The organism is Thermodesulfobacteriota bacterium (genome assembly GCA_040758155.1).
In the GTDB taxonomy this organism is placed as follows: domain Bacteria; phylum Desulfobacterota; class Deferrimicrobia; order Deferrimicrobiales; family Deferrimicrobiaceae; genus UBA2219.
Window position 1 is genome coordinate 1 of the sequence record JBFLWB010000099.1, and the last position, 24,013, is coordinate 24,013.

The 24,013-nt window shown below is 68.2% G+C and carries 25 protein-coding genes; 5 read left to right on the top strand and 20 right to left on the bottom strand.

All coding sequences use genetic code 11. The features are described from left to right. Both AB1346_05805 and AB1346_05810 read right to left on the bottom strand, forming a co-directional pair. On the bottom strand, positions 1 to 1,666 hold a 1,666-nt coding region (locus AB1346_05805), incomplete at its 3' end, for a DUF6600 domain-containing protein (GenBank protein ID MEW6719944.1). Between the two features lie 74 nt (positions 1,667 to 1,740). Beyond that, positions 1,741 to 2,862: a hypothetical protein gene (locus tag AB1346_05810; GenBank protein ID MEW6719945.1), complete on the bottom strand. Its 1,122-nt coding sequence runs from the start codon at positions 2,860 to 2,862 to the stop codon at positions 1,741 to 1,743. A gap of 97 nt (positions 2,863 to 2,959) precedes the next feature. On the opposite strand from AB1346_05810, the gene ubiE reads away from it, so the two are divergent. After that, a complete protein-coding gene (ubiE, locus tag AB1346_05815; protein MEW6719946.1) occupies positions 2,960 to 3,724 on the top strand; it encodes a bifunctional demethylmenaquinone methyltransferase/2-methoxy-6-polyprenyl-1,4-benzoquinol methylase UbiE in 765 nt (254 codons plus the stop codon). Here ubiE and cysK read toward each other — a convergent pair. After that, positions 3,690 to 4,652, bottom strand: a complete 963-nt coding sequence (cysK, locus tag AB1346_05820) for a cysteine synthase A (protein ID MEW6719947.1) — start codon at positions 4,650 to 4,652, stop codon at positions 3,690 to 3,692. The genes ubiE and cysK overlap by 35 nt on opposite strands. Before the next feature lie 112 nt (positions 4,653 to 4,764). On the opposite strand from cysK, the gene AB1346_05825 reads away from it, so the two are divergent. After that, on the top strand, positions 4,765 to 5,349 hold the full coding sequence (locus AB1346_05825) for a TIGR00730 family Rossman fold protein (protein ID MEW6719948.1): 585 nt from the start codon (positions 4,765 to 4,767) through the stop codon (positions 5,347 to 5,349). 16 nt (positions 5,350 to 5,365) lie between these two features. On the opposite strand, the gene AB1346_05830 is transcribed toward AB1346_05825, so the two are convergent. Next, on the bottom strand, positions 5,366 to 6,247 hold the full coding sequence (locus AB1346_05830; protein ID MEW6719949.1) for a hypothetical protein: 882 nt from the start codon (positions 6,245 to 6,247) through the stop codon (positions 5,366 to 5,368). Positions 6,248 to 6,340: 93 nt separating this feature from the next. After that, the gene (locus AB1346_05835; protein ID MEW6719950.1) at positions 6,341 to 7,450 is read right to left on the bottom strand and encodes a membrane dipeptidase; all 1,110 of its coding nucleotides are present in this window, start codon (positions 7,448 to 7,450) and stop codon (positions 6,341 to 6,343) included. Positions 7,451 to 7,560: 110 nt separating this feature from the next. On the opposite strand from AB1346_05835, the gene AB1346_05840 reads away from it, so the two are divergent. The 3 genes from AB1346_05840 (at position 7,561) to AB1346_05850 (ending at position 10,324) form a co-directional block, all read left to right on the top strand. Then, positions 7,561 to 8,406: an energy transducer TonB gene (locus tag AB1346_05840; protein ID MEW6719951.1), complete on the top strand. Its 846-nt coding sequence runs from the start codon at positions 7,561 to 7,563 to the stop codon at positions 8,404 to 8,406. Positions 8,407 to 8,604: 198 nt separating this feature from the next. Then, entirely contained in the window at positions 8,605 to 9,444 is an 840-nt protein-coding gene (locus AB1346_05845) for a hypothetical protein (GenBank protein MEW6719952.1), read from the top strand. A 1-nt stretch (position 9,445) separates the two neighbouring features. Continuing rightward, positions 9,446 to 10,324, top strand: a complete 879-nt coding sequence (locus AB1346_05850) for a nucleotidyl transferase AbiEii/AbiGii toxin family protein (GenBank protein MEW6719953.1) — start codon at positions 9,446 to 9,448, stop codon at positions 10,322 to 10,324. Positions 10,325 to 10,425: 101 nt separating this feature from the next. Here AB1346_05850 and AB1346_05855 read toward each other — a convergent pair whose 3' ends face one another. The 15 genes from AB1346_05855 to AB1346_05925 form a co-directional block, all read right to left on the bottom strand. Next, positions 10,426 to 10,812, bottom strand: a complete 387-nt coding sequence (locus tag AB1346_05855; GenBank protein MEW6719954.1) for a hypothetical protein — start codon at positions 10,810 to 10,812, stop codon at positions 10,426 to 10,428. A 91-nt stretch (positions 10,813 to 10,903) separates the two neighbouring features. Next, positions 10,904 to 11,374, bottom strand: a complete 471-nt coding sequence (locus AB1346_05860; GenBank protein ID MEW6719955.1) for a hypothetical protein — start codon at positions 11,372 to 11,374, stop codon at positions 10,904 to 10,906. Next, positions 11,361 to 11,837: a zf-HC2 domain-containing protein gene (locus tag AB1346_05865; protein MEW6719956.1), complete on the bottom strand. Its 477-nt coding sequence runs from the start codon at positions 11,835 to 11,837 to the stop codon at positions 11,361 to 11,363. Before AB1346_05865 ends, AB1346_05860 begins: the two co-directional genes overlap by 14 nt. A gap of 5 nt (positions 11,838 to 11,842) precedes the next feature. Continuing rightward, on the bottom strand, positions 11,843 to 12,433 hold the full coding sequence (locus tag AB1346_05870; protein MEW6719957.1) for a sigma-70 family RNA polymerase sigma factor: 591 nt from the start codon (positions 12,431 to 12,433) through the stop codon (positions 11,843 to 11,845). A gap of 46 nt (positions 12,434 to 12,479) precedes the next feature. Then, positions 12,480 to 15,047: a DNA polymerase I gene (polA, locus tag AB1346_05875; GenBank protein ID MEW6719958.1), complete on the bottom strand. Its 2,568-nt coding sequence runs from the start codon at positions 15,045 to 15,047 to the stop codon at positions 12,480 to 12,482. After that, positions 15,016 to 15,504 carry an RDD family protein gene (locus AB1346_05880; protein ID MEW6719959.1) on the bottom strand — a complete coding sequence of 163 codons (489 nt, stop codon included), beginning with the start codon at positions 15,502 to 15,504 and terminating at the stop codon, positions 15,016 to 15,018. The genes polA and AB1346_05880 overlap by 32 nt, the downstream gene beginning before the upstream one ends. A 4-nt stretch (positions 15,505 to 15,508) precedes the next feature. Then, positions 15,509 to 15,712 carry a DUF4177 domain-containing protein gene (locus AB1346_05885; GenBank protein MEW6719960.1) on the bottom strand — a complete coding sequence of 68 codons (204 nt, stop codon included), beginning with the start codon at positions 15,710 to 15,712 and terminating at the stop codon, positions 15,509 to 15,511. Between the two features lie 5 nt (positions 15,713 to 15,717). Beyond that, positions 15,718 to 16,692 carry a porphobilinogen synthase gene (gene hemB / locus AB1346_05890; protein ID MEW6719961.1) on the bottom strand — a complete coding sequence of 325 codons (975 nt, stop codon included), beginning with the start codon at positions 16,690 to 16,692 and terminating at the stop codon, positions 15,718 to 15,720. A 3-nt stretch (positions 16,693 to 16,695) separates the two neighbouring features. Further along, positions 16,696 to 17,487 (bottom strand): uroporphyrinogen-III synthase, encoded by a 792-nt coding sequence (locus AB1346_05895; GenBank protein MEW6719962.1) that lies wholly within the window; start codon positions 17,485 to 17,487, stop codon positions 16,696 to 16,698. Next, complete coding sequence (gene hemC / locus AB1346_05900; GenBank protein MEW6719963.1) at positions 17,488 to 18,426, bottom strand: hydroxymethylbilane synthase; 939 nt, start codon at positions 18,424 to 18,426, stop codon at positions 17,488 to 17,490. It abuts the gene before it with no gap. Continuing rightward, the gene (gene hemA / locus AB1346_05905) at positions 18,413 to 19,738 is read right to left on the bottom strand and encodes a glutamyl-tRNA reductase (GenBank protein ID MEW6719964.1); all 1,326 of its coding nucleotides are present in this window, start codon (positions 19,736 to 19,738) and stop codon (positions 18,413 to 18,415) included. Before hemA ends, hemC begins: the two co-directional genes overlap by 14 nt. A gap of 16 nt (positions 19,739 to 19,754) precedes the next feature. Further along, the gene (gene ccsB, locus AB1346_05910) at positions 19,755 to 20,582 is read right to left on the bottom strand and encodes a c-type cytochrome biogenesis protein CcsB (GenBank protein ID MEW6719965.1); all 828 of its coding nucleotides are present in this window, start codon (positions 20,580 to 20,582) and stop codon (positions 19,755 to 19,757) included. A gap of 9 nt (positions 20,583 to 20,591) precedes the next feature. After that, the gene (locus tag AB1346_05915) at positions 20,592 to 22,496 is read right to left on the bottom strand and encodes a DUF4105 domain-containing protein (GenBank protein MEW6719966.1); all 1,905 of its coding nucleotides are present in this window, start codon (positions 22,494 to 22,496) and stop codon (positions 20,592 to 20,594) included. 48 nt (positions 22,497 to 22,544) lie between these two features. Next, positions 22,545 to 23,021 carry a DUF3015 family protein gene (locus tag AB1346_05920; protein MEW6719967.1) on the bottom strand — a complete coding sequence of 159 codons (477 nt, stop codon included), beginning with the start codon at positions 23,019 to 23,021 and terminating at the stop codon, positions 22,545 to 22,547. A 93-nt stretch (positions 23,022 to 23,114) separates the two neighbouring features. Beyond that, entirely contained in the window at positions 23,115 to 23,990 is an 876-nt protein-coding gene (locus AB1346_05925) for an alpha/beta hydrolase (protein ID MEW6719968.1), read from the bottom strand. Between the last annotated feature and the right edge of the window lie 23 nt (positions 23,991 to 24,013).

Below are 24,013 nucleotides of genomic sequence, written 5' to 3' on the forward strand. Positions count from 1 at the left end.
CGCCGCCGCGCGAACCGCCGCCTCCGCGGAATTCTCCGCCGCCGCGCGAACCGCCGCCGCGATCGCCGCCGCGGAACTCGCCGCCGCCGCGCGAGTCGTCCCCGCCGCGCGAACCGCCGCTGCCGCCGCCGATGCTGCGGTCAGGCGCCGGCCTGGCCGGGGCGCGCTCCATCTCGACCGGCGCGCTGTCCCGCGACCTTGCGCCGGATCCGCCGCCCCCTCGCGAGCCGCCGCCGGAGCCGGAGCCGCTCCCTCCGGACCGCGTCGCGCCGTCCCGCACTACCGGCGCGGAGCGCGAGCCGGAAGAGCCGGACGAACCGGATCCGCTGCGCGGGGCCGTCACCTGCGGCTGCCGCTGCTGCGATCCGCCCTGCCCACGGCTGCCCTGCGGCACGCTGCCGCGCAGCTCCGGCCGAACCTGGCGGACGTCCCTGCGCCCGCTGCCGGAGGAGTCGGTCCGGATCGCCGCCTGCCGCTCGGTCCGCACGACCGTCACGTCGCGCCACTCGCTCCGCGAGCCGCCGCCCGACGGGCCGGAGCGCGAGAACACCCGGCCTCCTTCAAGCCGGCGATCGAAACGCGCGAGGCGCGCGTCGCCGCGGGGGATGTCCGCACGGCGGAAACGCTCCCCGGGGCGCAGAGGCACCCAGCGGAAGTCGCGCCCGTCGGACACGAACCGGACGTTGCTGGTGTGGAACCGGAAGTGCCGGTGGTGGAAGAAGGCGTTATGGTGGAAGTGGTCGTGGATCCCGAAGACGAACCCCACCGAGACGAACGAGTGGAACGGCGACCAGCACCATCCGAACACCGGATCGCTGTACCAGTAGCCGCTGTGATACGGGTACCAGCCCCACGGCTCGTACGACACCCATGTCCATCCGTACGGGGAGATCCAGACCCAGCGCCCGTACGTGTACGGCGACCAGCCGGCCGCAACGCGGGGACGCCAGACGTAGCCGTACGCCGGCGTGTGGACCCATTCGCCGTAATCGCGCAGCTCGTATCCGACCACCGGCGGGACGCCGGCGCTGCGCTCGGTCTCCGACAACGGCTCGGGCAGCGGCTCGCTGTCGGGCGGGCCCTCGTACCTCGCGACCGTGATGTCGCGGCCGATCGTCGCCGTGTCCCCCTCGTTCATCCGGTATTTCGCGCCGTCCTGCGAGACCGACGCCTCGCCCCGCCGGACGACGAGCCGCGTGGTGTCGTCGTCGTTCACCGTGAGCCAGTACCGCCCCGGCGTCGGGAATTCCGCCCGGCCGCCGCCGGGGACCCGGACGTTCACGGGCGCGAAGTCGTCGCCCGGCAGGTCGAACCGGATCTCGCCCGCCCGCAGGCGGAAAGCGGTCTTCTGCTCCGCCATCTCCCGAACCTCAAGGTCGGTGCCCGACCGGAGCAGGACGAACTGCCCGCCGTGGAACTGCAGCTCGGCTTCGGATCCCTCGGGGACGCTGACCCGGCTGTTCGGCGTCAAGGGGGTGTTCGTCGAGGCCTCCGCCCAGTCGCCGTCCTCCGCGGACCGGGTCCAGGCCGTCCCGGCGAGCACCTTGAGGCGCGCTATCGAATACGCCGGGATCCCCTCGTCGTCCGTCTCGGCTGCGGATACGGGCGCAACGAAAGCGATCGAGGCGAAAATCATCAGAAAAAGGGCTTGCTTTGCGAGCTTCATGGCAAGCGATCCTCCCCTCGCATCATGCAGATTAGACGGGTCCCGGGGCGGGAAATATTCAATCCGGGCGAAGGTTATCGGCCCGGCGCGGCGATGGCCCTCACCTCGATCGATTCGACCTTCCCGGGGGGATCGAAGAACACCGCCATGAAGGGGACGGATTCCCCCTTCGGGATCTCCCGGCTCCCGGACTTCCGCGTCAGGAACTCCTCGACGGCGTCCTGCTTCATGTGGCGCAGCACCTGGTTCTCGATCCAGTTTCCCGCGAGGACCTCCTTCTCCATGCGGAACGCGTTGTCCTGCCCATAGAGCAGCGCCCGGATGCGGATATCGCCCGTCTCGATCCGGGCGACGTTCGTGACGTTCCCCGCGACGGCGAAGATCGTTCCCCCTTCGTATGCGTTATCCAGGAAATAGCGCACGTCGCTGACCTCGTAGACCGGCCCGGCGTTCGTTCCCTTCGCGGAGGCGTCCTGCGTTCCCTGCGCGCGCCCGCTCCCTCTGAACCGGTCGAAATACCCGGTCCCGAAAAAGAGCGCCGCCCCGGCCAGCAGCAGGACCCAGAGGACGGCCAGCACGACGAACAGGGGACTGGCGTACGGAGGCCGCTCGCGGACCGTCACGGGCTGTTCCTTCCGCGCCGCGGAAACGGCCGGCCCGGCCTTCGGCGGCTCTTTCGGAACGGGGGGAACGGCTTCCCGTTCGGCCGCGGGAGCGGGCTGCTGCCGGAACAGGTCTTCCAGCGCGGACGCCAGCGCCTCTGTCCCGTAGGAGGAATCCGTTCGCCGTGTCAACTCGGGTGGGAGGTCCCGCGAGAGATCGCGCGGCTCGGGAGATTCGGGCGGCCCGGCGGGCTCCCGATCCTGCTCCCCCTCGATCTCGCGCAGCAGCTCCGCCATCGCCCGCGTCGGGTCGGCGGCGGGCGGCGGTTCCGGGGACGGCTGCGGCTCCGTTACGGGCTCGTCCGGCGGCGGCGCAAGCGAGATCGCCGGCTCGGGCACAGGCACGGGCACGGGCTCGGGCGGCGGCGCGGGCTCGGGCGGCGGTTCCGCGAAGGCCGGCAGATCGGGATTCTCGACGACGATCTGCCCGCCGCACTTCCGGCAGCGGACGCGGATCGCCCGCGAATCCTTGAACAGGGATTTCGCGAGCCGGAAGCGGGAGCCGCAGCTCCCGCATTCGATGACCATGATCATAGGGGACGCACTCCGTTTTCGGGACGCGGGATCATTATCGAAATTAGCCCCGGAAAAGGCAAGAACGCACTCTTGGGGTATACTTCTTACCCGTTGCATGCCTTGGAGGAAATCCGGCTTGTACCGACTCGACGAACGGAACCGCGCCATCGGGGAGATGTTCTCCCGGATCGCGCCGAAGTACGACCTGCTGAACCGGCTCCTGTCGGCGGGGATCGACCGCCGGTGGCGGCGCGTCGCGGTGTCGGAGATGTCGCCGGAGACCGGAGGGCGTCACCTCGACCTGGCGACCGGCACGGCCGACATGGCGCTGGAGATCCTGCGGCAGAAGGGACCCTCCGCGAGCGTCGCGGGAGCGGACCTGTCGCTCGAGATGATGCGGATCGGGCGCGAAAAGTGCGCGAAGGAAGGGCGGGGTGCGAACGTCTCCTTCGCCCGCGCGGCCGGGGAATCGCTCCCCTTCCGAAACGGATCGTTCGACTCCGCCTGCGTCGCCTTCGGCATCCGCAACGTGGTGGATCGGGAGCTGGCGTTGAAGGAGCTTTGCCGCGTCGTCCGCCCGGGCGGGCGCGTCGTGGTCCTCGAGTTCTCCGTCCCGAAGCGGGGCCTTCTGGCCGCCCTGTACCGCTTCTACTTCACCCGGGCCCTGCCGCGGATCGCCGGGATCTTCTCGCGCAGGGACGCGTACGAATACCTCCCCGAGTCCGTGCTGTCGTTCCCGGAGCCGGAGCTGTTCGCGGCGATGATGCGCGCCGCCGGCTGCGCGACCGTGGAGCGCCGGCCGCTCACCCTCGGCATCGTCACGCTGTACGTCGGGACGATATGGCCTATGACTCGAACCATCCCTCGAACAGCGCCGTAGTCAGGTACCGCTCGCCCGCGTCCGGCAGGATCGCGACGATGGTCTTCCCGGAGAACTCGGGGAGCGCCGCGAGCCGCACGGCCACCGCCGCCGCCGCGCCGCTGGAGATCCCGGAGAGCATCCCTTCCTCCCGCGCCAGGCGCCGCGCGTAAGCGATCGACTCGTCGTTGGTCACCTGCTCGACGCGGTCGACGACGGAAAGGTCGAGCGTCCCGGGGATGAATCCCGCGCCGATCCCCTGGATCTTGTGCGGGCCGGGGACCAGCGGCTGCCCCGCGAGCTTCTGCGTGATGACCGGGCTGTGGGCCGGCTCCACCGCCACCGAGACGATCTTCTTCCCCTTCCTGTTCTTGATGTACCGCGAGACGCCGGTGATCGTGCCGCCGGTCCCTACGCCGGAGACGAGCACGTCGACCGCGCCGCCGGTGGCGTCCCAGATCTCCGGCCCCGTCGTCGTTTCGTGGATGGCGGGGTTCGCCGGGTTCTCGAACTGCATCGGCATGAAATGCTTCGCGGGATCGGACGCCACGATCTCCTCCGCCTTCGCGATCGCCCCCTTCATCCCCTTCGCCCCCTCGGTCAGGACGACCTTGGCCCCGAACGCCTTGAGGACCGTCCGCCGCTCCACGCTCATCGTCTCGGGCATCGTGAGGATCAGCTCGTAACCGCGTGCGGCCGCCACGTAGGCCAGCGCGATCCCCGTGTTCCCCGAGGTCGGCTCGACGATCGTTTTGCCCGGCCCGAGCAGCCCCTTCTCTTCCGCGTCCCATACCATCGAGGCGCCGATGCGGCACTTCACCGAGTAGGCCGGATTACGCCCTTCCACCTTGCCCAGGACGGTGGCGCCCGTCCCGGCGGCGATCCGGTTCAGGCGGACCAGCGGCGTGTTCCCGATGGAGAGCGAATTGTCCTCGAACCATTTCGGCATGACAGCATCCTCCATAATGTCTATAGTGTTAATAGTATTTACCCGGCGCCCGCCGTGTCAAGGGAATTGTTCCCTCTTCCCTTTTTCCTCCGGAGAGCCTATTTTCCCCTGCATGTATCTTCGCCGCCTGTGCGTCTTTTGCAGCTCGAGCAACCGCCTCCCGGAATCGTTCCGCGAGGAGGCGCGGGAGCTCGGCGAACGGATGGCCCGGGAAGGGATCGACCTGGTGTACGGGGGCGGCTCCGTGGGGCTGATGGGGGTGCTCGCCGACGCCGTGCTCGCGGGAGGCGGGAAGGTCACGGGCGTCATCCCGCGTTTCCTTTGCACGAAGGAGCTCGCGCACGAAGGGCTGACGAAGATGATCGTCACCCGCTCGATGCATGAGAGGAAAAAGGAGATGAGCCGCCTGGCGGACGCCTTCGCGATCCTGCCCGGCGGGTTCGGCACGCTGGACGAGTTCTTCGAGATCCTCACGTGGAAGCAGCTCGGCCTCCATTCCCGCCCGATCGTCGTCGCGAACACCGGCGGGTGGTTCGATCCGGTGATGGAGTACTGCCGGCGCGCGGCGGCGCTGGGCGCGGTGTCGAAGGGGAACCTCGACCTTTTCGCGGCGGTGGACCGCGCCGTCGACGTGGTGGATGCGCTGGTGCGGCTGCGGCGCGGGCCGGAGGCGCCGAAAGGGATCCCGCGGGCATGAAGGGCGGCTTGGCCCCTCAGGCGAACGCGCTCCCCTCTTCCTCCTTCTTTCGGAGGAGCAGCACGATCAGCGACGAGGCGAACACGACCAGCAGGCGCGCCTCGCGCAGGTCGACGGGCTCCGGCTCCTCCGGCCTTCCCTCCCCTTCCATCGGCAGGCCGCTGAGCGCGTGCGCGCGGCGCAGCAGCGCCTCGATGCCGGGCAGCAGCGGCCCGGGGATCCCCGCGGCGCGGGCGGCGTGCGCCACCGATCCGACCCGCAGGACGGGCGACGGATCCCCTTCCCGCGTCCCGCGCCTCGCGACCTCGTAAGCGGTCGCGGCCACCGCGAGGACCGCCTCGCGCAGCGCCGGGCGCGGCTCCGGCTCGGGGCGCCCGATGAGGTACACCTGCGCCGCGTCGAGGTGCCGCTTCGCGGCGTCGAGGTCGAACAGCCGCACCGCCTCTTCCGCCTCCACCGTCTCGTTGAACCCGAGCGCGTCCTGGTACGGGCGGAACCGGTCCCGGTACAGGCGCACCTCCGCGTCTTCCCGCTCGAGCAGCTCGTTCAGCGCGCGGCGGACCAGCTTCCGGTCCACCTCCTTCAGCCCCGCCTCGTCGCTGGTCAGGAAGAACTCGAACAGGGCGTACACCGCCGGCTCCGGAAGCGCGAAGAAACGCTCCTTGAGCGCGAGCCGGGAGGCGTCGTTGTCGGAAAGCGGCAGCTCGTCGACCGGCTCCCGGAAGAAGGAAAGCGCCGCGCCGCGAAGGACGGTCGACCACGCCGTCCGGGCGTAGTCGGTCGCGGAGAGCACGCGGAACAGAAGGTTCCAGAGCGAGTTGCGCAGCGGCGTCCCCGAGGGGCCGCCCGCATCGCCTTCCGCGCCCGCGTCGCCGCGCCTGCGGCCGTACATCTCCACCGCCGCTCCCCCCCGTCCCTAGCCCGCATTTCTCACCAGCCTCCTACTGCGGCGGCGGATACGGGCATGTCTATCGCGTTGCGCTCGGTCGGGCTACCCGATGCACTCCTTCAGAACGCGCAGGACGTTCCCGCCGAGGACCGCCTTCACGTCGCCCTGCGACATGCCGGCCTTGCGCAGCGCAAGCGCGAGGGCGCCGAGGTCCTGGACCCCCGCATATCCCTCGACCTTCGCCGGCAGCCCGCCTCCGCCGTCGGTGCCGATCCCGACGTGCGCGATGCCCAGGCGCTGCTTCATCAGGACGAGCTCGCGCGCCCACTCCGCGAGCGTCAGGCGCGACGCGGAGTCGGTCTGCCATGCAAACGGCCAGCTGCAAACAACCCCGCCGGTGCCCGCGATGTCCTCCATCTCCTCCCAGGTGCGGAGCCGGCGGGAGGGCGTCTCTCCCGTTTCGGGGCGCAGGCCGGTGTGGGAGTCGATGACGGGCTTCTGGGCGATCTCCGCGATGTCCCGCACCGTGTTCGCGTCGGCGTGCGCGACGTCGACGAGGATCCCCTTCTCCTGCAGCCGGGCGACGACATGCGCGCCCAGCGGCCTCAATCCGCCGTACGGCGCCCTCGGGTCGCTCGGGATGCGCGTCGACTGCGCATCCCCGAGGTCGTTGTGCCGGTAATGGAGGAGCTGGAAGATCCGGACGCCGAGCGCGTAATACTCGTCGATCCGCCGGTCGGCAATGTACTGTGGATCCGCGCCGACGGCGCCGCTGGTCAAAGGATCTCCCCCCTCGACGGCGAAGATCGCGCCGGGAAGAACTCCCACCCCGATCGCGTACGGGATGTCGGCGGTCTTGAGGACCTTCTTCACCTTCCCGTCGTCCGCCAGCTTCTGCGCAAGGGAGATCTGGTATTTCGTGCTCTCGTGTTCGCCCGCTCCGAGCGTGGCGGGATCGGACAGGTATTGAAGGTCGCCGATCGCCGCGAAGGAGCTGGCGACCATGCCGACCCCGACGATGTTTTCGATCAACGACGATTTGTCCGCCGGCTCGCTCACGTTCAGGTAGAACTGGTCGGGATGGGCGTGGGGATCGACGATGCGCACCCCCTGGAGGGCAAGATCTTCGAGGTCGCACCCGGAAAAGATGCCGCCTCCCGCAAGAGCCGCCCCTGCCGCCGCCGAAAGCCGAAGGAACTCGCGCCGGTCCATGACGCCCTCCCCCTCGCCCGGAATTTGATGGAACTATACCGCGAAATCCCCTGCGCGGGCGCGATATCATGGTTCCCGGCGCTTGTGATTCCTTCATCGCGGGGTGGGCCGTGCGGTCAACGGACGCTACACGGATCGGCGCGGGGGGCGCTTTCCTGAGGTTCGGCGCCCTCTCGCTGGCGCTCCACGCGGCGCTGGGCGCGGCCGTCGTCGCCTTCGCCGGCTTCCCCCGCCTCCCCGCGCTCCACCGCGTGATCCTGTTCGAGCTGGTCGATGCGCCCGGCGGTTCCGGGGCCCCCGCGAAGCCCGCCGCGGCGGGATCTGCAGCCGGGGGGGCCGTCGCTGCGGTCCGCGAGCCGCCCGCGCGTCCGTCCCCCGCCGAACCGGGCCCGCTTTCCGTTCCCGCATCGATCCCCGACGTTCCTCCTGCTCTCGCCGGGCCCGCGCCGGTTGCGGTCCCGGCCACCGCGGCGGAACCGGAGCGCACAGGCGATGTTTCCGGGATTATTGCCGCAGGTGCTGCACATCCGACAGCCGTTGCCGGATCAGGACAGGGATCGGGCGGCGCCGCTTCGCCCGGAGCGCGCTCGGAAGCGCCGGGCGGCTCAAGGACGGGTGATGAGGGCGACCCGTCCTCGCAGGCGAGGGCGGGATACATCGATCTGCTCCTCGGAAGCATCGACCGCCGCAAGGAGTACCCGCGCGCCGCGCGCCGCCTCGGGCACGAAGGGACGGTCGTCGTGGGATTCGAGGTCCGGGGCGACGGCCGGGTCGGGTCGGTGGCTGTCGAGCGCTCCTCCGGCAGCCCGATCCTCGACGCTGCGGCTCTCAAGGCCGTCTCGGGCGCGGGGCGCTTCCCTCCTCCCCCGCCGGCGTTCCGCGGCGGCGAAACGAAATTCGTTCTGCCGGTGCAATTCCGGCTGGATCCACCGGCCGGCCGTCGATCGATCCGGTGAGGATTGACATTATCACCTTTACCTGTTATGCTTGCGAAGCAAGCATAACAGGTAAAGGTGATAAACCGGCCAGTGGCTATTCGCTTCCCATACCGATGGGAAGAATTCCTCCGCTCCCTTACCGAGCGGCTTTCCACACCAACGCCTTCCCTGCCGTCCACCCGGTGCTTGACCCGTCACAACCTTTCCCGGATCTTCATGGAAATCCGGAAAGGATTGGATCTGCCCACAACGTTTCCCACCGGTAAAGAGATCATCGATCGCCTGATCCATATGGGACTGGCGTCCTGTTTGCCGGTCGAAGTCCATGGCGAACCATCGAAGGATTCTCCTTCGAAAGAGTTCATCCTTTTCGGGATCCGGGAATCCAGGGAACCGGAGATCGAGCCCGTGGAATTGCTCCAGGCCTATAACCAGAAAGGAGTGATCTGTTTTTTTTCCGCCTTGTCCTATTACGACCTTACGACGCAAGTACCCGTGCACCATCACATTGCCTCTTTGATCCACCCGACAGGCACCGCGAACGTCGATGCGCGTGAACCGTCTTCCACGAGCCCCGACCGGGAAATCGAACCGGGCAGATCCAGGCTCGGAACCCATGCATTCACATATATGGGAGTCCCGTTCTATTCGATAAAGCGCGCGGCGAATACCATTCCCGGCATAAAAACCCGGATCGTATCCGGCAGAACGAACATAAGAATCTCGACCGTGGAACAGACGCTGTTGGATACTCTGCAGTATCCCCTCCACTGCGGCGGGCCGGAGGTCGTCTTCGAGGCATGGAAGCGGTATTCGGGTCAACTCGATGAAGATCTGATGTCGGACTACCTGAGACGAATAAAGATCGATCCGCTGATCCGAAGGGCCGGAGCCATGCTCGATCTGCTGGGACATTCCCCCGGCAAGAATCTCCGCTCGTTCCTCGAGGAATCCAGAGACAGGATATTCGGTCTCGAAGAAGTTCCGACCATCCCGCTGCTCCGGGGGATCAACCTCCCCCGGCCGGATCGTTCATGGAATGTGCTGACCCCCTGAAATGAACGAAACCCAACGCGACAACTGGAAGTATGAAGTCCTGAACGAGTTGCTCCTCGCCTTGGGGAAAGATCGGGAAATCAGGAACGCTCTCGTATTCAAGGGAGCGCTTATCCTCAACCGCCTCCTGGGAGCGCAAAGAAAATCGCTGGACATCGATTCGAACCTCGATGCCGTCTTCGCCAGGCGACACCCGGACAGGGAAGCGCAGAAAAATTTTCTGGAGGAACATTTAAGCCGCGCGATCTCCCGTTATTTCGAATCGAAGGATCCGGTGCGATACGAGTTGAAAAACCTGCGCGTGGACGCGAATCCCAAAGACGGCCATCCTCTGGGCTGGGACGGGTTCCTCGCCACCGTTTCCCTGATCGACCACGCAAACCTCGGAACGAGAGGATTGCCTTCGCTGACGATCGACGTATCGGCTCCGGAAACGCTGTCGGAAGCATCCGTGGCGGATATGGAACTGGAGGGAGTCTCCATCAGAGCGTACACGCTGGAGCGCATTGCCGGAGAAAAGGCGCGAGCATTTTTAAGCACCCTCCCCGCCTACCGCGCGAAAGTACGAAAACCCGGGGAAGCCGTGCGGGTCAAGGATCTGTACGACCTGTCGAAGATCATCCGGTTCAGGCCCATCACCCGAAAGGATTTCTGGACGGCGGCCGGACTGGAATTCCGGATTGCATGCGAATCCCGCAGCATCGATTGCAGAGGAAAGGAATCCTTCTTCGAAAACTGGAAGGAAACAAAAGAGCTTTACCAAAAAGATCCCACGATCCCGGTCGACGTGAAATTCGCCGAGGCGGAGGAAACTGTCGACTCCATCCTTTCGATATGGTCTGCCCTGGGGATCATCCCCTTTTCTTTCCCGCTGCCGTAGGAAAAAATCGTAAAAAAAACCGCCCCGGGACTTTCCCGGGGCGGCCGTCGGGATCATGATGGGGAGGGAAGATGCCCGACGTTAGTGAATCATGTTGAGGGTTACCCGCGTACCTCCCAGTGGCCGGGAACCCAGACCTCTACCCGGACGTTCTCGTACCGTCCGGAGACCCACACCCTCGAATACCCGTCGGACGACCAGTACCCCGGGACCCACTGACGCTCGTACCGCATCTCGTACCGTCCGGGGATCCAGACCCGCTCCTGCGGGACGTAGACCGGCGGGGGCGGGGCCGAGTAGACCACCGCGGGCTGCGAGCTCGTGATGATGGTGCCGAGGATCGCGCCGCCCACCAGCCCGGCGAAGAACCCTCCGAAGCCGTGGCCGTGTCCGTGAAAATGCCCGCCGCCTCTGCCGCCCGCAAGCGCTGCGTACGGGAACGCCGCCAACATCCCGAGTGCCAGCAGTATGCAAATGGTCTTTTTCATCTCTCCACCTCCCTTGCAGCCGTTCGTACCTGTTCCGACGAAGGGGGGGAGGCGGTTATTCAACCGCCTGAGGGAAAATCCGGGGGGGGGATCAGCTTGCGGAAAGGATAAGGATGAGGACCCCGTCCTCGTGGGACGGGCCGCCGACCAGGACCATGCCGCCGCGCGACATCCCCACGGTCGTCGTCAGGAGGTTTTTCCCTCCCTCCCGGATCTGGACGGAGAGGCGGACCTTGTTTCCGGGCGCCGGCAGCGGGCTGACGTGCATCGCCCGGCGCCCCGGCAGCTCGAACGTTCCCGACTCCCCCACCGCCAGGGTGCGCCGCCTGCGGTCGATCATTTTATAGGAGGAGTAGTTGAACATGACCTGCAGCTTCCCCCGGAGATTCATCAGGCCCGGATCCACCTCGTCCCCCTTGTTGGAGGCGTACACCGTCCCGAGGTCGACGGTCACGGCTCCGCCCGCAAGGCATACCTCCGCCGCGCTCCCGAGCAGGAGGAGAACGAGGAGGAACGCGGCGATCCCGGACGCCGCCGGGGGAACGGATTTAGGACTCGGCATTTTCGATGATCCAGATCACCCGGGGCAGCTCCTCCCCCTTGTCCACAAGCGCCACGGTGGCGATATCGGACTCCACGTCCTCGACGGAGACATCGAAGGTGCGAGGGTTGAACGGCGAACGATCCGTCCCCGTAGGGTAGAACAGGACCCCGAAAACCACAAGGGCGACCGCCGCGGGCAGCCAGACCCATCTCCAGGCCGGGAAGGCGCGCCGCGCGGCCTTTTCCTCCTCGATGCCCGCCCGGACGCGGGTCCACATCGCGTCGAGCGCCGGCTCCGCCGTCCCTGCGCTCACCGCGGCGTGCAGGCGCAACATCCTTCCCACGGCTTCCGTATTCCGCCGCTCGGCCGCGCACGCGGCGCAGGCGGAAAGGTGCGCTTCGAGCTCCGCCCCCGCCTCGGCCGGCAGCAGCCCGTCGGCCCTGTGCTCGATCATCCTGCGCGCGGTTCCGCAATCCACCATCGTCCCTACCCCTTCACGTGCCGGCCCAAAGCCGTCTTGAGTTTCTCCCGCGCGTAATGCAGCCGGGACATGACCGTCCCCGTGGAGCAGCCCATCGTTTTGGCGATGTCCTCGTACGACATCCCTTCGACCTCCCGCAGGAGGATGACCGTCCTGTGATGCTCCGGCAGCGCCGCGATCGCCTTCTCCAGGGCGTCCCCCAGCTCCCGGTTCATCAGGAGCTCCTCCGGCGTGGCCGGGTATGCGAAGGAGTCCGGGGGCGATGCGTCCTCGGTGAGCCAGGTTTCGTCGAGGGGGACATCCCCCGAGCGGGAGGTCTTCCTCCACCGGTCGATCGCCTGGTTCACCAGCAGGCGGTAGAACCAGGTGTAGAAGTTCGACCCGAACCGGAACTCCTTCAGCTTGTAATACGCCTTAACGAACGATTCCTGGACCACGTCGAGGGCGTCGTCCCGGTTCCCTACGATCCCTACGACGACCGCGAAAGCCCGCGTCTTGTATCGTTCCACGAGCTCCCGGAACGCCTCCTGGTCGCCGCCGAGGGTCGCGCGGATCAGCGCGTCGTCCCGGACGTCCTTGCCGGCGCTCTCAGTCATAGGACGGAGCCGCCCCGCGGACTATTCACGGGCAGCAGGGGATTTTTCAGTGGATTTCCCCCCAATTCCTCCCCCGGCTCACGGAAACGGTCAGCGGCACCGACAGTTTCGCCACCCCCGTCATCGCCCCGGTGAGCATCCGTTCCGCGTCCGCCGCCTCGCGTTCCGGCGCCTCGACGATCAGCTCGTCGTGCACCTGGAGGATCAGGCGCGCGTCCATCCGTTTCCCCCGGAACTCGCGGTCCACCCGGATCATGGCCAGCTTGATCAGGTCCGCGGCGCTCCCCTGGATCGGCGTGTTCACAGCCATCCGCTCCGCGGCCTCCCGGAGGACCCGGTTCTGCGAGTCGATGTCCTTCAGGAAGCGACGCCTCCCCATGATCGTCAAAACATACCCGTTTTTCCGGGCACTTGCCTTTATATCCTCAATGTATTCCTTTACCCCTGGGTACCGGTGGAAATATTGCTCGATGTACTCCTTGGCCTCCTTCCCCCCGATCCCCAGCTCCCGGGAGAGGCCGAACGGGCTCATCCCGTAAAGGATGCCGAAATTGATCACCTTGGCCTTGCGGCGCTGGTCCGCGGTGACCCTGCCGGCGGGGACGTTGAAGACCGCGGCGGCGGTGGCGGTATGGATGTCTTCCTCGCCCCGGAACCGGCGGATCAGCTCCGCGTCGCCGGAAAGATGCGCCAGGAGCCGCAGCTCCACCTGGGAGTAGTCCGCCCCCACGAGGACATTCCCGCGGTCCGCGACGAAGCCGGCCCGGATGCGCGCCCCCAGCTCCGTGCGGATCGGGATGTTCTGCAGGTTCGGGTCGGAGGAGGAGAGGCGGCCGGTGGCGGCCTGCGTCTGGTTGAAGGTGCTGTGGATCCGGCCGTCCTTCGGATCGACCAGCCCGGGGAGGACCTCCACGTACGTGGAGCGGATCTTCGCCAGCGTCCGGTAATCGAGCACCATCGAAGGGATCTCGTGAAGGGCTTTGAGCTGCTCGAGCACGTCCACGTCCGTGGAGTAGCCGGTCTTGGTCTTCTTGACGGGCGGCAGCTTGAGCTTCTCGAAGAGCAGGAAGGCGAGCTGCTTGGGCGAATTGATGTTGAAGCCGCCGCCGGCGGCCTCCGCCACCTTCTTCTCGATGGCGGCGATGTCGCGGGCAAGCTCCACCGACAGCTCCCTGAAGATCTCCGGGTCGATCCGGATGCCGCGCTCCTCCATCCGGTGCAGGACGGGCAACAGCGGCATGTCGAGATCGCGGAACACCTCGACGAGCCCCGCGTCGCGGAGCATCCCTTCCAGCTTCTCCCCCATGGCGAGCGTGACTTCCGCCAGCTCCGCCGCATGGTCCTCGCGCGACTCCCCTTCGGCGGCCGACAGCGACGACGGCAGGTAGCGGGCGCGCAGCTTGGGGAATGTCGGCGTCCCCTCCTCGGGCGCGAGGAGGTATCCCGCCACCTGCAGGTCGAACAGCGGCAGGTCCTCCCCGCCCTCCGTATCCTTGCGGTACAGCGCCTTCCCGTCGAAAAGATGAACGGTCGCGCCGAGGCGGCCGAGCGCCCGGGCCGCGGCGGCGGCCGAATCGGGGGGCAGGACGAAGACTCCGCTCCCCTCCACGGCGAACGCGGCGCACGTCTGCCGGTCTCCGTCGTACGCGAGGCCGGCGGCGCGCGGCTTCTTCCCCTTGAGCGCGGAAACGAGCTCCTCCGGGCCGGCGGCCCGCTTCCAGGGTACGGTCTCCGGGCCCCGTCCCGGTTTGCCGGCGGGCGCGGCGGCGGGCAGGTCGAGCTCCTCCAGGAGTTTGCGGAAGCCAAGCCGGCGGAACAGCGGCGCCACGCGCGCGGCGTCGATCGGGGCGGGAGCGAGCGCGGAGACCTTCTCGCGCAGCGGAACGCCGCGGTCGATCGTCACCAGCTTCATCGACAGCCGGGCGGCGTCGGCCCCCTTCGCGATCTTCTCCTTCCGCGCTCCTTTGAGCCTCTCCGTCCCCGACAGCACGGCGTCGAGGGAGCCGAACTCGCGGATCAGCTCCGATGCCGTCTTCTCGCCGATGCCGGCGACTCCGGGGACGTTGTCCGACGGGTCGCCCGCCAGCGCCAGCAGGTCGGCCACCCTGTCCGGCGGGACGCCGAAGGTCTCCACGACCTGCTCCTCCCCGACCTCGTTCCCCTTGAGGCCGTCGCGCACCTTCACGCGCTTCGAGACGAGCTGGTACATGTCCTTGTCGGAGGAGACGATGACGACGTCCATCCCCTCCTCCTCCGCCTTCCGGGAGAGGGTGCCGATGATGTCGTCCGCCTCGACGCCGGGCATCGCGACGCGGCGCACCCCCAGCGCGTCGATCAGCTCGTCGACCAGCGGAATCTGCGCCAGCAGGTCCTCCGGCACCTTCAGCCGGGTCGCCTTGTATTCCGGGAAGAGCGCGTGCCGCGGCGTGGGCTCGCGCGAGTCGAAGATCGCGGCGACGCCCGCGGGCTCCTCCGTCCGCAGGATCTTGAGGAGAATGCGGGCCACGCCGAGGACCACGTTGGTCGGCGTCCCGTCCGGCGCGGTGAGCCGCGGGACGCCGTAGAAGGTCCTGTAGAGGACGTTATGCCCGTCGATCAGATACAGGGTTGGCATCGGATTCCTGACGGAACTCCACCACGAGCGTCCCCGCGACGGTGTCCCCCGCCCGCTGCCCCTCGGGATCGTAGAACCCGAGGTACGCCTCCACGAACAGGATCGCCGCGCCCACGGTCCAGGCGAGGAACGGGCCGATCGCCGGGAGGAGGTAGAGCAGGAACGGGACGGCCACCGTGAAGTTCCGCTTCATGGAGGCAGGGAAGTCCATCGCGTCCCGGTCGATCCGAACGACCTTGAGCCCCGTGAGCCACTTCCCGGCGCTGCGCCCGCCGGGGAATCCGTCGCACATGAGGATGTAGAAGAGCGACGCGCAGGCCCCGGCCGCGTCGGGGATGTGCCAGAGCGACATCGCGACGATGAGGTCGGCCGCCTTCCCGATCAGGCGCGAAAGGTAGCGCCCCCGCCGCGCGGTGAGGTCCCGCTCCCGCCGCTCGTCCCGCGCGTCGTACGCCATCGCCTCAGCGGACCCCGGGCCGTTCCGCCCGGGTGAAGAACAGGAATCCCATGGCGGGGCGCCGGTTCCCCGGCTGCGTGACGAAGTGGACCGACTCGAAGCGCCAGCCCTCCCCCGCCTCGCGGTTGAGCGCCTCCTCGATCGTCCGGTCGCTCACGTCGACGAGCTCCACGACGCGGTACGCCGGCCCGGCATCCCGCTCCGCCAAGCCCGTCACCTCCCGAGCGCCCGCGCCGCTTCCTTCGCGGCGTAGGTGATGATCAGGTCCGCGCCCGCCCGCTTGATCGACACGAGGATCTCCATCATCACCCGGTCGCCGTCGATCCAGCCCAGCTTCGCGGCCCCCTTGACCATCGAGTACTCCCCGCTGACGTTGTAGGCCGCCACCGGCAGGTCGAACCGTTCGCGGACCCGGTGGATGACGTCGAGGTAGGAGAGCGCGGGCTTGACCATCACGATGTCGGCGCCCTCCTCGATGTCGAGGGCGACCTCGCGCAGCGCCTCCCGGGCGTTGGGCGGGTCCATCTGGTAGGAGCGGCGGTCGCCGAACGAGGGCGTGCTGTCGGCCGCGTCGCGGAACGGCCCGTAGAATCCGCCGGCGTACTTGGCCGCGTACGACATGATCGGCACGTTGCGGAACCGCTCCTTGTCGAGCGCGCGGCGGATCGCACCCACGCGGCCGTCCATCATGTCGGACGGCGCGACGATGTCGGCCCCGGCACGGGCGTGGGAGACGGCGCTTTTGGCCAGGATCTCGAGCGTGGCGTCGTTGTCGACGTCGCCGTCTTTAAGGATCCCGCAGTGGCCGTGGTCGGTGTACTCGCAGAAGCAGACGTCGGTGATCACGACCAGCTCGGGCACGGCGTCCTTGAGCGCCCGCACCGCGGTCTGGACGATCCCCCGGTCGGAGTACGCGTCCTTCCCCAGCGGGTCCTTCTTCGCGGGGATGCCGAAGAGGAGCACGGCGGGGATGCCGAGGCGGGCGACCTCGCGCGCCTCCTTCGCCAGGTTCTCGACGGAGAGGTTGAACACGCCCGGCATCGATGGGACTTCACGGCGGATGTTTTTCCCCGCCGCGACGAACAGCGGGTAGATCAGGTCGTCCACCGAGAGCTTCGTCTCGCGGACCATCCGCCGCAGCGTCTCGTTGCGCCGGAGCCGGCGGCCCCTGTATTCGGGGAACCCCATCTTTCACCTCCCGTCGGCGAGCGACGCCTCGATGGCGTCCACCATCGCCTTCAGCGTATACGTTTCGGGCATGATGTCCACCCGGAAATCCCTTTCCCGGACGGCCCGCGCGGTCACCTCGCCGATGACCGCGATGCGGCTTTTCGAAAGCATCTCCCGCACGCTCTCCTCCCCCAGCAGGAGGAACAGGTTGCGGAACGCCGACGGGGAGGCGAAGGTGCAGACGTCCGGCGGATCCGCCAGGATCTCCGAAGCCGTCTCCTCGTCCTTCTCCGCGGGCGCGTTCCTGTAGGCGACCACGGGGACGACCTGCCCCCCTTCCTTGCGGATCGCCTCCGGAAGGATCTCCCGCCCCTCTTCCGCCCGCGGCAGGAGGAAGCGCCGCCCCGCGATCCCTTCGTCCCGCAGCGCCGCGAAGAGCCCCTCGGCCGTGTGTTTCCTCGCGGTGAGGTGGACCGCCACCCCGCGGGACGAGAGCTCGCCGGTGGTCCCCGGCCCGACGCTCGCCGCGCGCAGCGACGCCGGCCAGGACACGACCCCCAGCCGCGCGGCCCGGTCCAGGAAGAAGCGCGCCGCGTTGGCGCTGGTGAAAAGGATCCAGTCGAAGGAGGAGAGCCGCCCGATCTCCCGGTCCAGCGGTCCGCAGTCGGCCGGGGGGACCAGCCGGATCGTCGGGAAGGGGACGGGAACGCCGCCCGCGCGCCGGACCAGCGCCGAAAGGTCCTCGTTCCCGTCCGCGGCGCGCGTGATCAGGATCCGCATCCCTCCGAGCCCCATCTCAGCGCTCCAATTCACTCACCCGCCGGACTGCCTGTACACTTCGTCGAGGATCTGCCGGCCGCCCCGCGCCAGCAGCTCTTCGGCCAGGGCGACGCCGATCGCTTCCGGGTCGTCGACGGAGCCGGTCCGGCTCGCCCGCAGGATCTCCGTGCCGTCCGGGCGCCCCACCAGCCCGTCGATCCGGATCCCGCTCCCGTTCCGTTCGGCGTGCGCCGCGATGGGGACCTGGCACCCCCCTTCGAGGCGCTTCAGGAACCCCCGCTCCGCGCGGACCGCCAGCGACGTGTCCGGGTCGTCGAGGAACGCCACCGCCGACCGGGTGCGCCCGTCGGCAGTGCGGATCTCGATCCCCAGCGCCCCCTGCCCGATGGCCGGGATCGACACGGAGGCGGGAAGGTACTGCCGGATCTTCCCGTCCCAGCCCAGGCGCCGAAGCCCCGCCGCGGCCAGGACGATGGCGTCGTACTGCCCCTCCTCCATCTTCCGGATCCGGCTGTCGAGATTCCCCCGCAGCGACACGATGTCGAGGTCGGGGCGCAGCCCCAACAGCTGCGTCTGCCGGCGCAGCGAGCTGGTCCCCACCTTCGCGCCCTTCGGCAGCTCCTCGAACCGCGCGTATTTCGCGGAAAGGAAGGCGTCCCGAGGGTCCTCCCGCTTCGTGATGCAGGCCAGGCAGAGCCCTTCGGGGAGGTCCGTGGGGACGTCCTTCATCGAGTGGACGGCCAGGTCGATCCGCCCGTCGAGGAGCGCCTCCTCGATCTCCTTCACGAAGAGCCCCTTCCCCCCGACCCGCGCCAGCGGAACGTCGAGGATCATGTCGCCCGTCGTCCGGATCTTTACGATCTCGACCGCGAAGCCGCTCCCGCGCTCGATCTCGGACTTCACGAACTCCGCCTGCCACAGGGCCAGCGTGCTGCCCCGCGACCCGAGACGGAGCGTCTCACGCTCTGCCATCGTCTCCTCCCTGCGCCGCGTCGCCTTCCTCTTCCTCTCCCTCTTCCGGAAGGTCGAAGACCTCCCGCACCACCGCGATCCGCTGCGCGGGGCTGTGCTCCTCGCAGTCGCGCTTGAGCGACGCGATCGGGGAGTGCAGCACCTTGTTGAGCAGCGAGGACGCCAGCGACTCCACCACCTGCCGCGTCTTCGGGTCCGCCTCGCCCAGCGCCGCCAGCGCCTTCCCGACCTCCGCCGCCTTGATCTCCTCGTACTTCCTGCGGAGGGAGACGATCGTGGGCGTGACCTGCTGCGCCTCGAGCCACTTCCGGAAGGAGTCCGCCTCCGCGGCCACGATCTCCTCGGCCTTCGCCGCCTCCCGCTGCCGCTCCTCGAGGTTCGTCTCGATGACGTTGTTCAGGTCGTCGATGTCGTACACGTAGACGTTGTCGATCTGGTTCGCGTCGGGATCGATGTCGCGCGGGACCGCCATGTCGATGAAGAACATCGGCCGGTTCTTCCGGACCCGGAGGACGTCCGCGATGTCGTCGCGCTTCAGGATGAAGCGCGGGGAGCCCGTCGAGGAGAGGACGATGTCGGCGCGCTTGAGGTGCGTGGTCAGCTCCTCGAAGCGGACCGGCGTGCCGTCGAACTCCTCGGCGAGCCGCACGGCGCGCTCGAAGGTGCGGTTGGTCACCAGGATCCCGCGGGCGCCCGCGTTGAGCAGGTGGCGGGCCGCCAGCTCGCACATCTCCCCCGCCCCGATGAGCATCACGGTGTTGTCCGAGAGATCGCCCATGATCTTCTTCGCCAGCTCCACCGCCGCGTAGGAGACCGACACGGCGCTGTTGGCCACGCGCGTCTCGGTGCGCACCCGCTTGGCCGCGGAGAACGCCTTGGTGAAGAACTTGTCGAGGATCGGCCCGATCGCCTTGAACTCGGCGGCGTACCCGTAGGCGTCCTTGACCTGTCCCAGGATCTGCGGCTCGCCCAGGACCATGGAGTCGAGGGAGCTGGCGACGCGGAACAGGTGGCGCACCGCCTCGTCGCCCGACCGGTGATAGAGGTACGGCTGCAGCTCCGCGGGGGTCATCCCGTGGAAGGAGGCGAGGAAGCGGCGGACCGCCTCGTCGCCCCGGTACCCCTCCTCCGCGAGGACGCACACCTCCACGCGGTTGCAGGTGGAAAGGATGACGCCCTCCGAGATGCCGTCCGATTCGACCAGCGCGCGCAGGGCGTGCCCGATCGTGTCCGCGGGGAACGCGAGGCGCTCCCGTACCTCGACCGGCGCCGACCGGTGGTTCAATCCCGTTATGACGATACGGCTGGTCATCGACCCGGGCTTTCTTCTATCCGGAGAGGTTCGAGTAGGTGTGGAGCCCCGGCAGCAGGAGGTTCACGCCCAGGAAAGTGAACAGGATCGCGCAGAAGCCGACGATGGCCAGGATCGCCGCCTTCCGCCCGCGCCACCCCACGGTCATCCGCCCGTGGAGGAGCGCCGCGTACAGGAACCAGGTGATGAGCGACCAGACTTCCTTGGGGTCCCAGCTCCAGTAGGAGCCCCAGGCGAACTCCGCCCAGATCGAGCCCGTGATGATCCCCAGCGTCAGCAGCGGGAACCCGATCTGGAGGCAGCGGTAGTTGATGCCGTCGAGCACGTCGAGCGAGGGGAGCCGCTTGAAGACGGCGCCCATCCGCTTGCGCTTCAGCTCCCGCTCCATCAGCAGGTACATGATCCCCGCGGCGAAGGCCACGGCGAACACGGCGTTGCCGAAGAACAGCAGCAGCACGTGGACGGGAAGCCAGTTCGAGTCCAGCGCCGGCGGCAGGGTGCGGACCTCGGCCGGCAGGAAGACCGTGGACAGGCTGAAGAGGAACGCCAGCGGGGCGACGAACGCGCCCAGCACCCGCAGGTTGTATCGCAGCTCGAACGCGAGGAAGACGCAGACGATCGCGAAGGCGGAGAAGGAGAGCGACTCGAACAGGCTGGTGATCGGCGTGTACCCGGCCGCGACGTACCGCGCGACGAAGGCCGCCCCGTGCAGGACGGCGCCGATCGCGAGGAACATCCTGCCGAGCCGGGCGCCGCGCTCGTTCAGCGAGAGGATGAAGTAAAGGTACAGCACGGTCCCGACAAGGTAGATGAGGGCCGTGGCCTTCAGGAGGGCGATCTGCATCCGGTTATCTTACCAGAAGTACCGGTTCAGGGTGAGGGTCCCCTCGGTCCGCGCGACCCGCCGGACCCGCTCCACGGAAAGGTCGGCCTTCAGCGCCAGCTCCCGGGAGAGACGGAAGCCCTGGCGCAGCGACGCCGACAGGTCGGGCCCTTCCTTCGTCTCCCCGAGCACGCCCCGGATGCCGCGCCCCTCCAGCCAGAGCTGCCAGCCGCGCGCCGGCTCCGCCGTCACGCCCAGCGACCCGCCTGCGCCGATCCGGTAGGAGGCATGGTAATCCCGGGAGATCGCCGCCTCCGCCTCCGCCAGCGCGTAGGCGACGGCCCGCTCCGCGACCTTGACCGTCACGCCGATCCCGGCGCCCGCGTTCGGAACGAGGGAGTCCTTCGTCTTCGTGAAGTCCCTCGTCTCGACCGCGAACCGGGCCTTCCACGACTTCGGGCGGAAGATCGGGTCGACCGGGTCGATCGACTGGATCCGGATGAAGTCGAGCCGGTCCAGCCGGACCCGGTCGCTTTCCGGAAAAAACCGCGCCGCCCCGGCGAAGATCTCGATCAGCGCGCCCGGAGTGTACCCGTCGGGGAAATCGGTGTAGTCGTGGTAGGCGGGACGCCATCCCGCCTCCAGGAACCCCTCGCTTCCCCGCCAGCCGCCTCCCGCGTGGACCCGGGCGCTCGAGTGCCCCTCCTCCGGCGGCGCGGGGCGCGGCGGGGGCGGCGTCGCGTCCTTCCCCGGGCGCAGGCGGGTCCGTGCGGAGAGGATGGCGTGGAAACGCTCCTGGAACTCCTTGTGCTCCATCTGCCTCTTCGCGATCCGGTACTGGAGCAGCTCCGCGGCCAGATCGAGCGCGCGCGCCTTCTCCGCGTCGGAGGCCGGCCCGGAGAGGATCTCGCCCGGCGGGGCCTTCCCGTCGGCCACCCGCAGCGACAGCTCCCGTTCGCGCCCCGGCAGCAGGGAGCGGGCGTGTCGGATCTTGACCGCCCGCGAAGGGCGCCAGGCGACGGCGCCGTTGTCGACGAGCCCCGCGTCGAGGACCGCGCGGACGGTGTCCATGGGGATGACCCAGCCGCGGTCCATCGTGCCGGTCAGGCGCGCCGACGGGCGCGCGGCGTCGAGGAGGAAGAGCAGCTCGTACGAGCAGTTCTCGTCGAAAAAGTAGTAGTCGGTGGCGATCCCCCGCAGCTCGACGAGGTGCAGCATCAACGGGCGCACCTCCTCCGGCGTCAGGTTCAGCGGGTATTCCCACATGTCGCGCTGGTCTATGCCGGAATATTCCCGCACCTTGTCGTAGTACGGCATCAGGGAGTAGTAGCCGTCGTACCCTCCCAGCATCCCCTTCACCGTGAAGGTCACGCCGCCGTCCGCGGGGTTCGTGAGCGCGGCGTAGTTGACCGCGTAGCCGAGGAGGGGGCTGGCCAGCGGCGAATCGATCCGCAGGAACGTGTGGCCGAACATCGACGCCGGCGAGTTGACGTAGCCGGAGGCGAAGACCATCCCGACGGAGCGGGCGTCCACGGCGCGCAGGATGTTGTCCACCTCGGGGCAGGCGGGAATCCGCGGGAGGCGGCGCGGGTCGATCCCGAGCTTGTCCGCCAGCCAGGCGTAACGGCCCGGGAAGCGGCAGAAGGCCGGCGGGTCGAGCGCGAGGTCGAAAAGCCCGTCGAGCGTGGCGTTCAGCTCCGCCGCGGGATCGGTCTTGCCGGACGGGGCGAGGAAGAACTTCGGGTCGTCGACGAGGCTGCGCTCGCCGGAGATCCCCCGGCGAAGGTGCAGCAGGATCTTCCAGTACGGGTCGGCGGAGAGGCCGGCGGATTCCGCCCGGCTTTTCAGCTCCGCGAGGTACGGGTCGCCGGAGGCGCGCGCGGGGACGGCCGCGGCCGCCAGCAGCGCGGACAGGAAAACGGAAAGGGCACGCATCCGAGCGATGCGTGCCCTTCCGGTGGCCTTGTACGCTTTCAGGTCCGGTCAGCCCCGGGCGGCGATCTTCGTGATCGCGTCGACCACGTGGGCGGTGTCGGTCGTCGGGGTCGGGAAGATCTCGGGGAAGCCGGCCTGCAGGTTCTTGTAGAACGCCGGGCGCGATTCCACCGGGACGTCGAGGAGGACGGCGACCGTCGTCACGGTCTCCCCCTGCCCCGCCGCGATGTCGCGGGCGAGGTCGTCGAGGTTCTTGTAGGCGAACTCGTTCAGCCGCTCGTTGCCGGCGACGTTCTTCGGCTTGGCGCACTCGGAGGTGCCGGAGGAAATGCCGAAGGTGCCGTTTCCGCAGAGTCCGTTCAGGAAGGTTGCGACCAGCTGCAGCAGGATGCTGTCGTTCGCTCCGCCGTCCTTGAAGACGGTGGCGCCGAGCCCGCAGCCGTAGTTGAGCTGGCCGGGGGGAGCGGCGATTGCCGGTGCTGCGAGGACCAGAACCAGTGCGGCCACAAACAGGATTTTCTTCATTTTGCGCCCTCCTCGCGAAATGGGTGGTTGAAAATCACGGTAAACCGCACCCCATGGGCTGTCAAGCGGGATATCGATCCGTCGGAATGCGGCTCACGGCGCGCACGCGCCGCCGCTCCCCGCGGGGATCCACGCCTCCAGGAAGGCGAGGAACTGCGCCCTCACCTCCGCGTTGCGCAGGCCGGATATGTGCCCCCCTCCCTCGATCGTCCAGATGCCCTTCGGGTCCCGGGCGCGCTCGTAAAGCTCTTTCCCGTGTTCATACGGCACGATTCCGTCCGCCGTCCCGTGGATGACGATGACGGGGCCGGGTCCCGCCTTGTCGATCCACCGGGCGGGGCTGTACCCGTCCTCCAGGAAGACGCTCGCCGGCCACGCGAACGGCCAGGTGATCAGGAACGACTTCATCTTCTCCCGGAAGATGCGGCGGTACCCCGCGAACGCGCTGTCGACGATCAACGCCCGGGGCTTCCGCTCCGGCGGCAGCGTCGCGACGGTGTAGACCGCGATCGAGCCGCCGATCGACTGCCCGAACACGACGTACCGGTCCGCGGACGCCCCCCGGAGGGAAAGCAACTGCCCGACCGCCGCCTTCGCGTCCCGGTGCACGCCCGGGATGTCGGGCTCCCCGCCCGAAAGGCCGTACCCCCGGTAGTCGAAGGTAAAGACCTCGTAGCCCGCCTCGACGAGCCACAGGACCGCCCGGGAGTGCGTGCTGACGTTCTCCGCGTTGCCGTGAAGGAAGAGGATCGTCCCGCGCGGCGCCTCCGCGCGCGGGCACATCAGCCACCCGTGGAGAGGGACCCTGTCTTCGGACGCGAACCGGATATCGCGATACGGGATGTTGTCCTGCGCGGGATTCCAGACCAGCTTCCGTTCCGGATAGAAGAAGGCGGAGCCGCATCCGGCGGCGGGAAGCAGCAGCCCGGAAAGCGCGAGGAGCGCGAGGATACGGAAGGAAGCGGGCATCGGTATGCTCCGGTCGGATTTCT

Excerpts from the sequence above, each read along its gene's own strand:
- AB1346_05825 (MEW6719948.1), top strand. The coding sequence starts at position 4,765 with ATGTATCTTCGCCGCCTGTGCGTCTTTTGCAGCTCGAGCAACCGCCTC.
- AB1346_05810 (MEW6719945.1), bottom strand. The coding sequence starts at position 2,862 with ATGATCATGGTCATCGAATGCGGGAGCTGCGGCTCCCGCTTCCGGCTC.
- cysK (MEW6719947.1), bottom strand. The coding sequence starts at position 4,652 with ATGCCGAAATGGTTCGAGGACAATTCGCTCTCCATCGGGAACACGCCG.
- hemC (MEW6719963.1), bottom strand. The coding sequence starts at position 18,426 with ATGGCAGAGCGTGAGACGCTCCGTCTCGGGTCGCGGGGCAGCACGCTG.
- AB1346_05835 (MEW6719950.1), bottom strand. The coding sequence starts at position 7,450 with ATGGACCGGCGCGAGTTCCTTCGGCTTTCGGCGGCGGCAGGGGCGGCT.
- AB1346_05915 (MEW6719966.1), bottom strand. The coding sequence starts at position 22,496 with ATGCGTGCCCTTTCCGTTTTCCTGTCCGCGCTGCTGGCGGCCGCGGCC.
- AB1346_05870 (MEW6719957.1), bottom strand. The coding sequence starts at position 12,433 with ATGACTGAGAGCGCCGGCAAGGACGTCCGGGACGACGCGCTGATCCGC.
- ccsB (MEW6719965.1), bottom strand. The coding sequence starts at position 20,582 with ATGCAGATCGCCCTCCTGAAGGCCACGGCCCTCATCTACCTTGTCGGG.
- polA (MEW6719958.1), bottom strand. The coding sequence starts at position 15,047 with ATGCCAACCCTGTATCTGATCGACGGGCATAACGTCCTCTACAGGACC.
- hemA (MEW6719964.1), bottom strand. The coding sequence starts at position 19,738 with ATGACCAGCCGTATCGTCATAACGGGATTGAACCACCGGTCGGCGCCG.
- AB1346_05865 (MEW6719956.1), bottom strand. The coding sequence starts at position 11,837 with ATGGTGGATTGCGGAACCGCGCGCAGGATGATCGAGCACAGGGCCGAC.
- ubiE (MEW6719946.1), top strand. The coding sequence starts at position 2,960 with ATGCCTTGGAGGAAATCCGGCTTGTACCGACTCGACGAACGGAACCGC.
- AB1346_05850 (MEW6719953.1), top strand. The coding sequence starts at position 9,446 with ATGAACGAAACCCAACGCGACAACTGGAAGTATGAAGTCCTGAACGAG.
- AB1346_05855 (MEW6719954.1), bottom strand. The coding sequence starts at position 10,812 with ATGAAAAAGACCATTTGCATACTGCTGGCACTCGGGATGTTGGCGGCG.
- AB1346_05880 (MEW6719959.1), bottom strand. The coding sequence starts at position 15,504 with ATGGCGTACGACGCGCGGGACGAGCGGCGGGAGCGGGACCTCACCGCG.
- AB1346_05925 (MEW6719968.1), bottom strand. The coding sequence starts at position 23,990 with ATGCCCGCTTCCTTCCGTATCCTCGCGCTCCTCGCGCTTTCCGGGCTG.
- AB1346_05920 (MEW6719967.1), bottom strand. The coding sequence starts at position 23,021 with ATGAAGAAAATCCTGTTTGTGGCCGCACTGGTTCTGGTCCTCGCAGCA.
- AB1346_05845 (MEW6719952.1), top strand. The coding sequence starts at position 8,605 with ATGGAAATCCGGAAAGGATTGGATCTGCCCACAACGTTTCCCACCGGT.
- hemB (MEW6719961.1), bottom strand. The coding sequence starts at position 16,692 with ATGGGGTTCCCCGAATACAGGGGCCGCCGGCTCCGGCGCAACGAGACG.
- AB1346_05860 (MEW6719955.1), bottom strand. The coding sequence starts at position 11,374 with ATGCCGAGTCCTAAATCCGTTCCCCCGGCGGCGTCCGGGATCGCCGCG.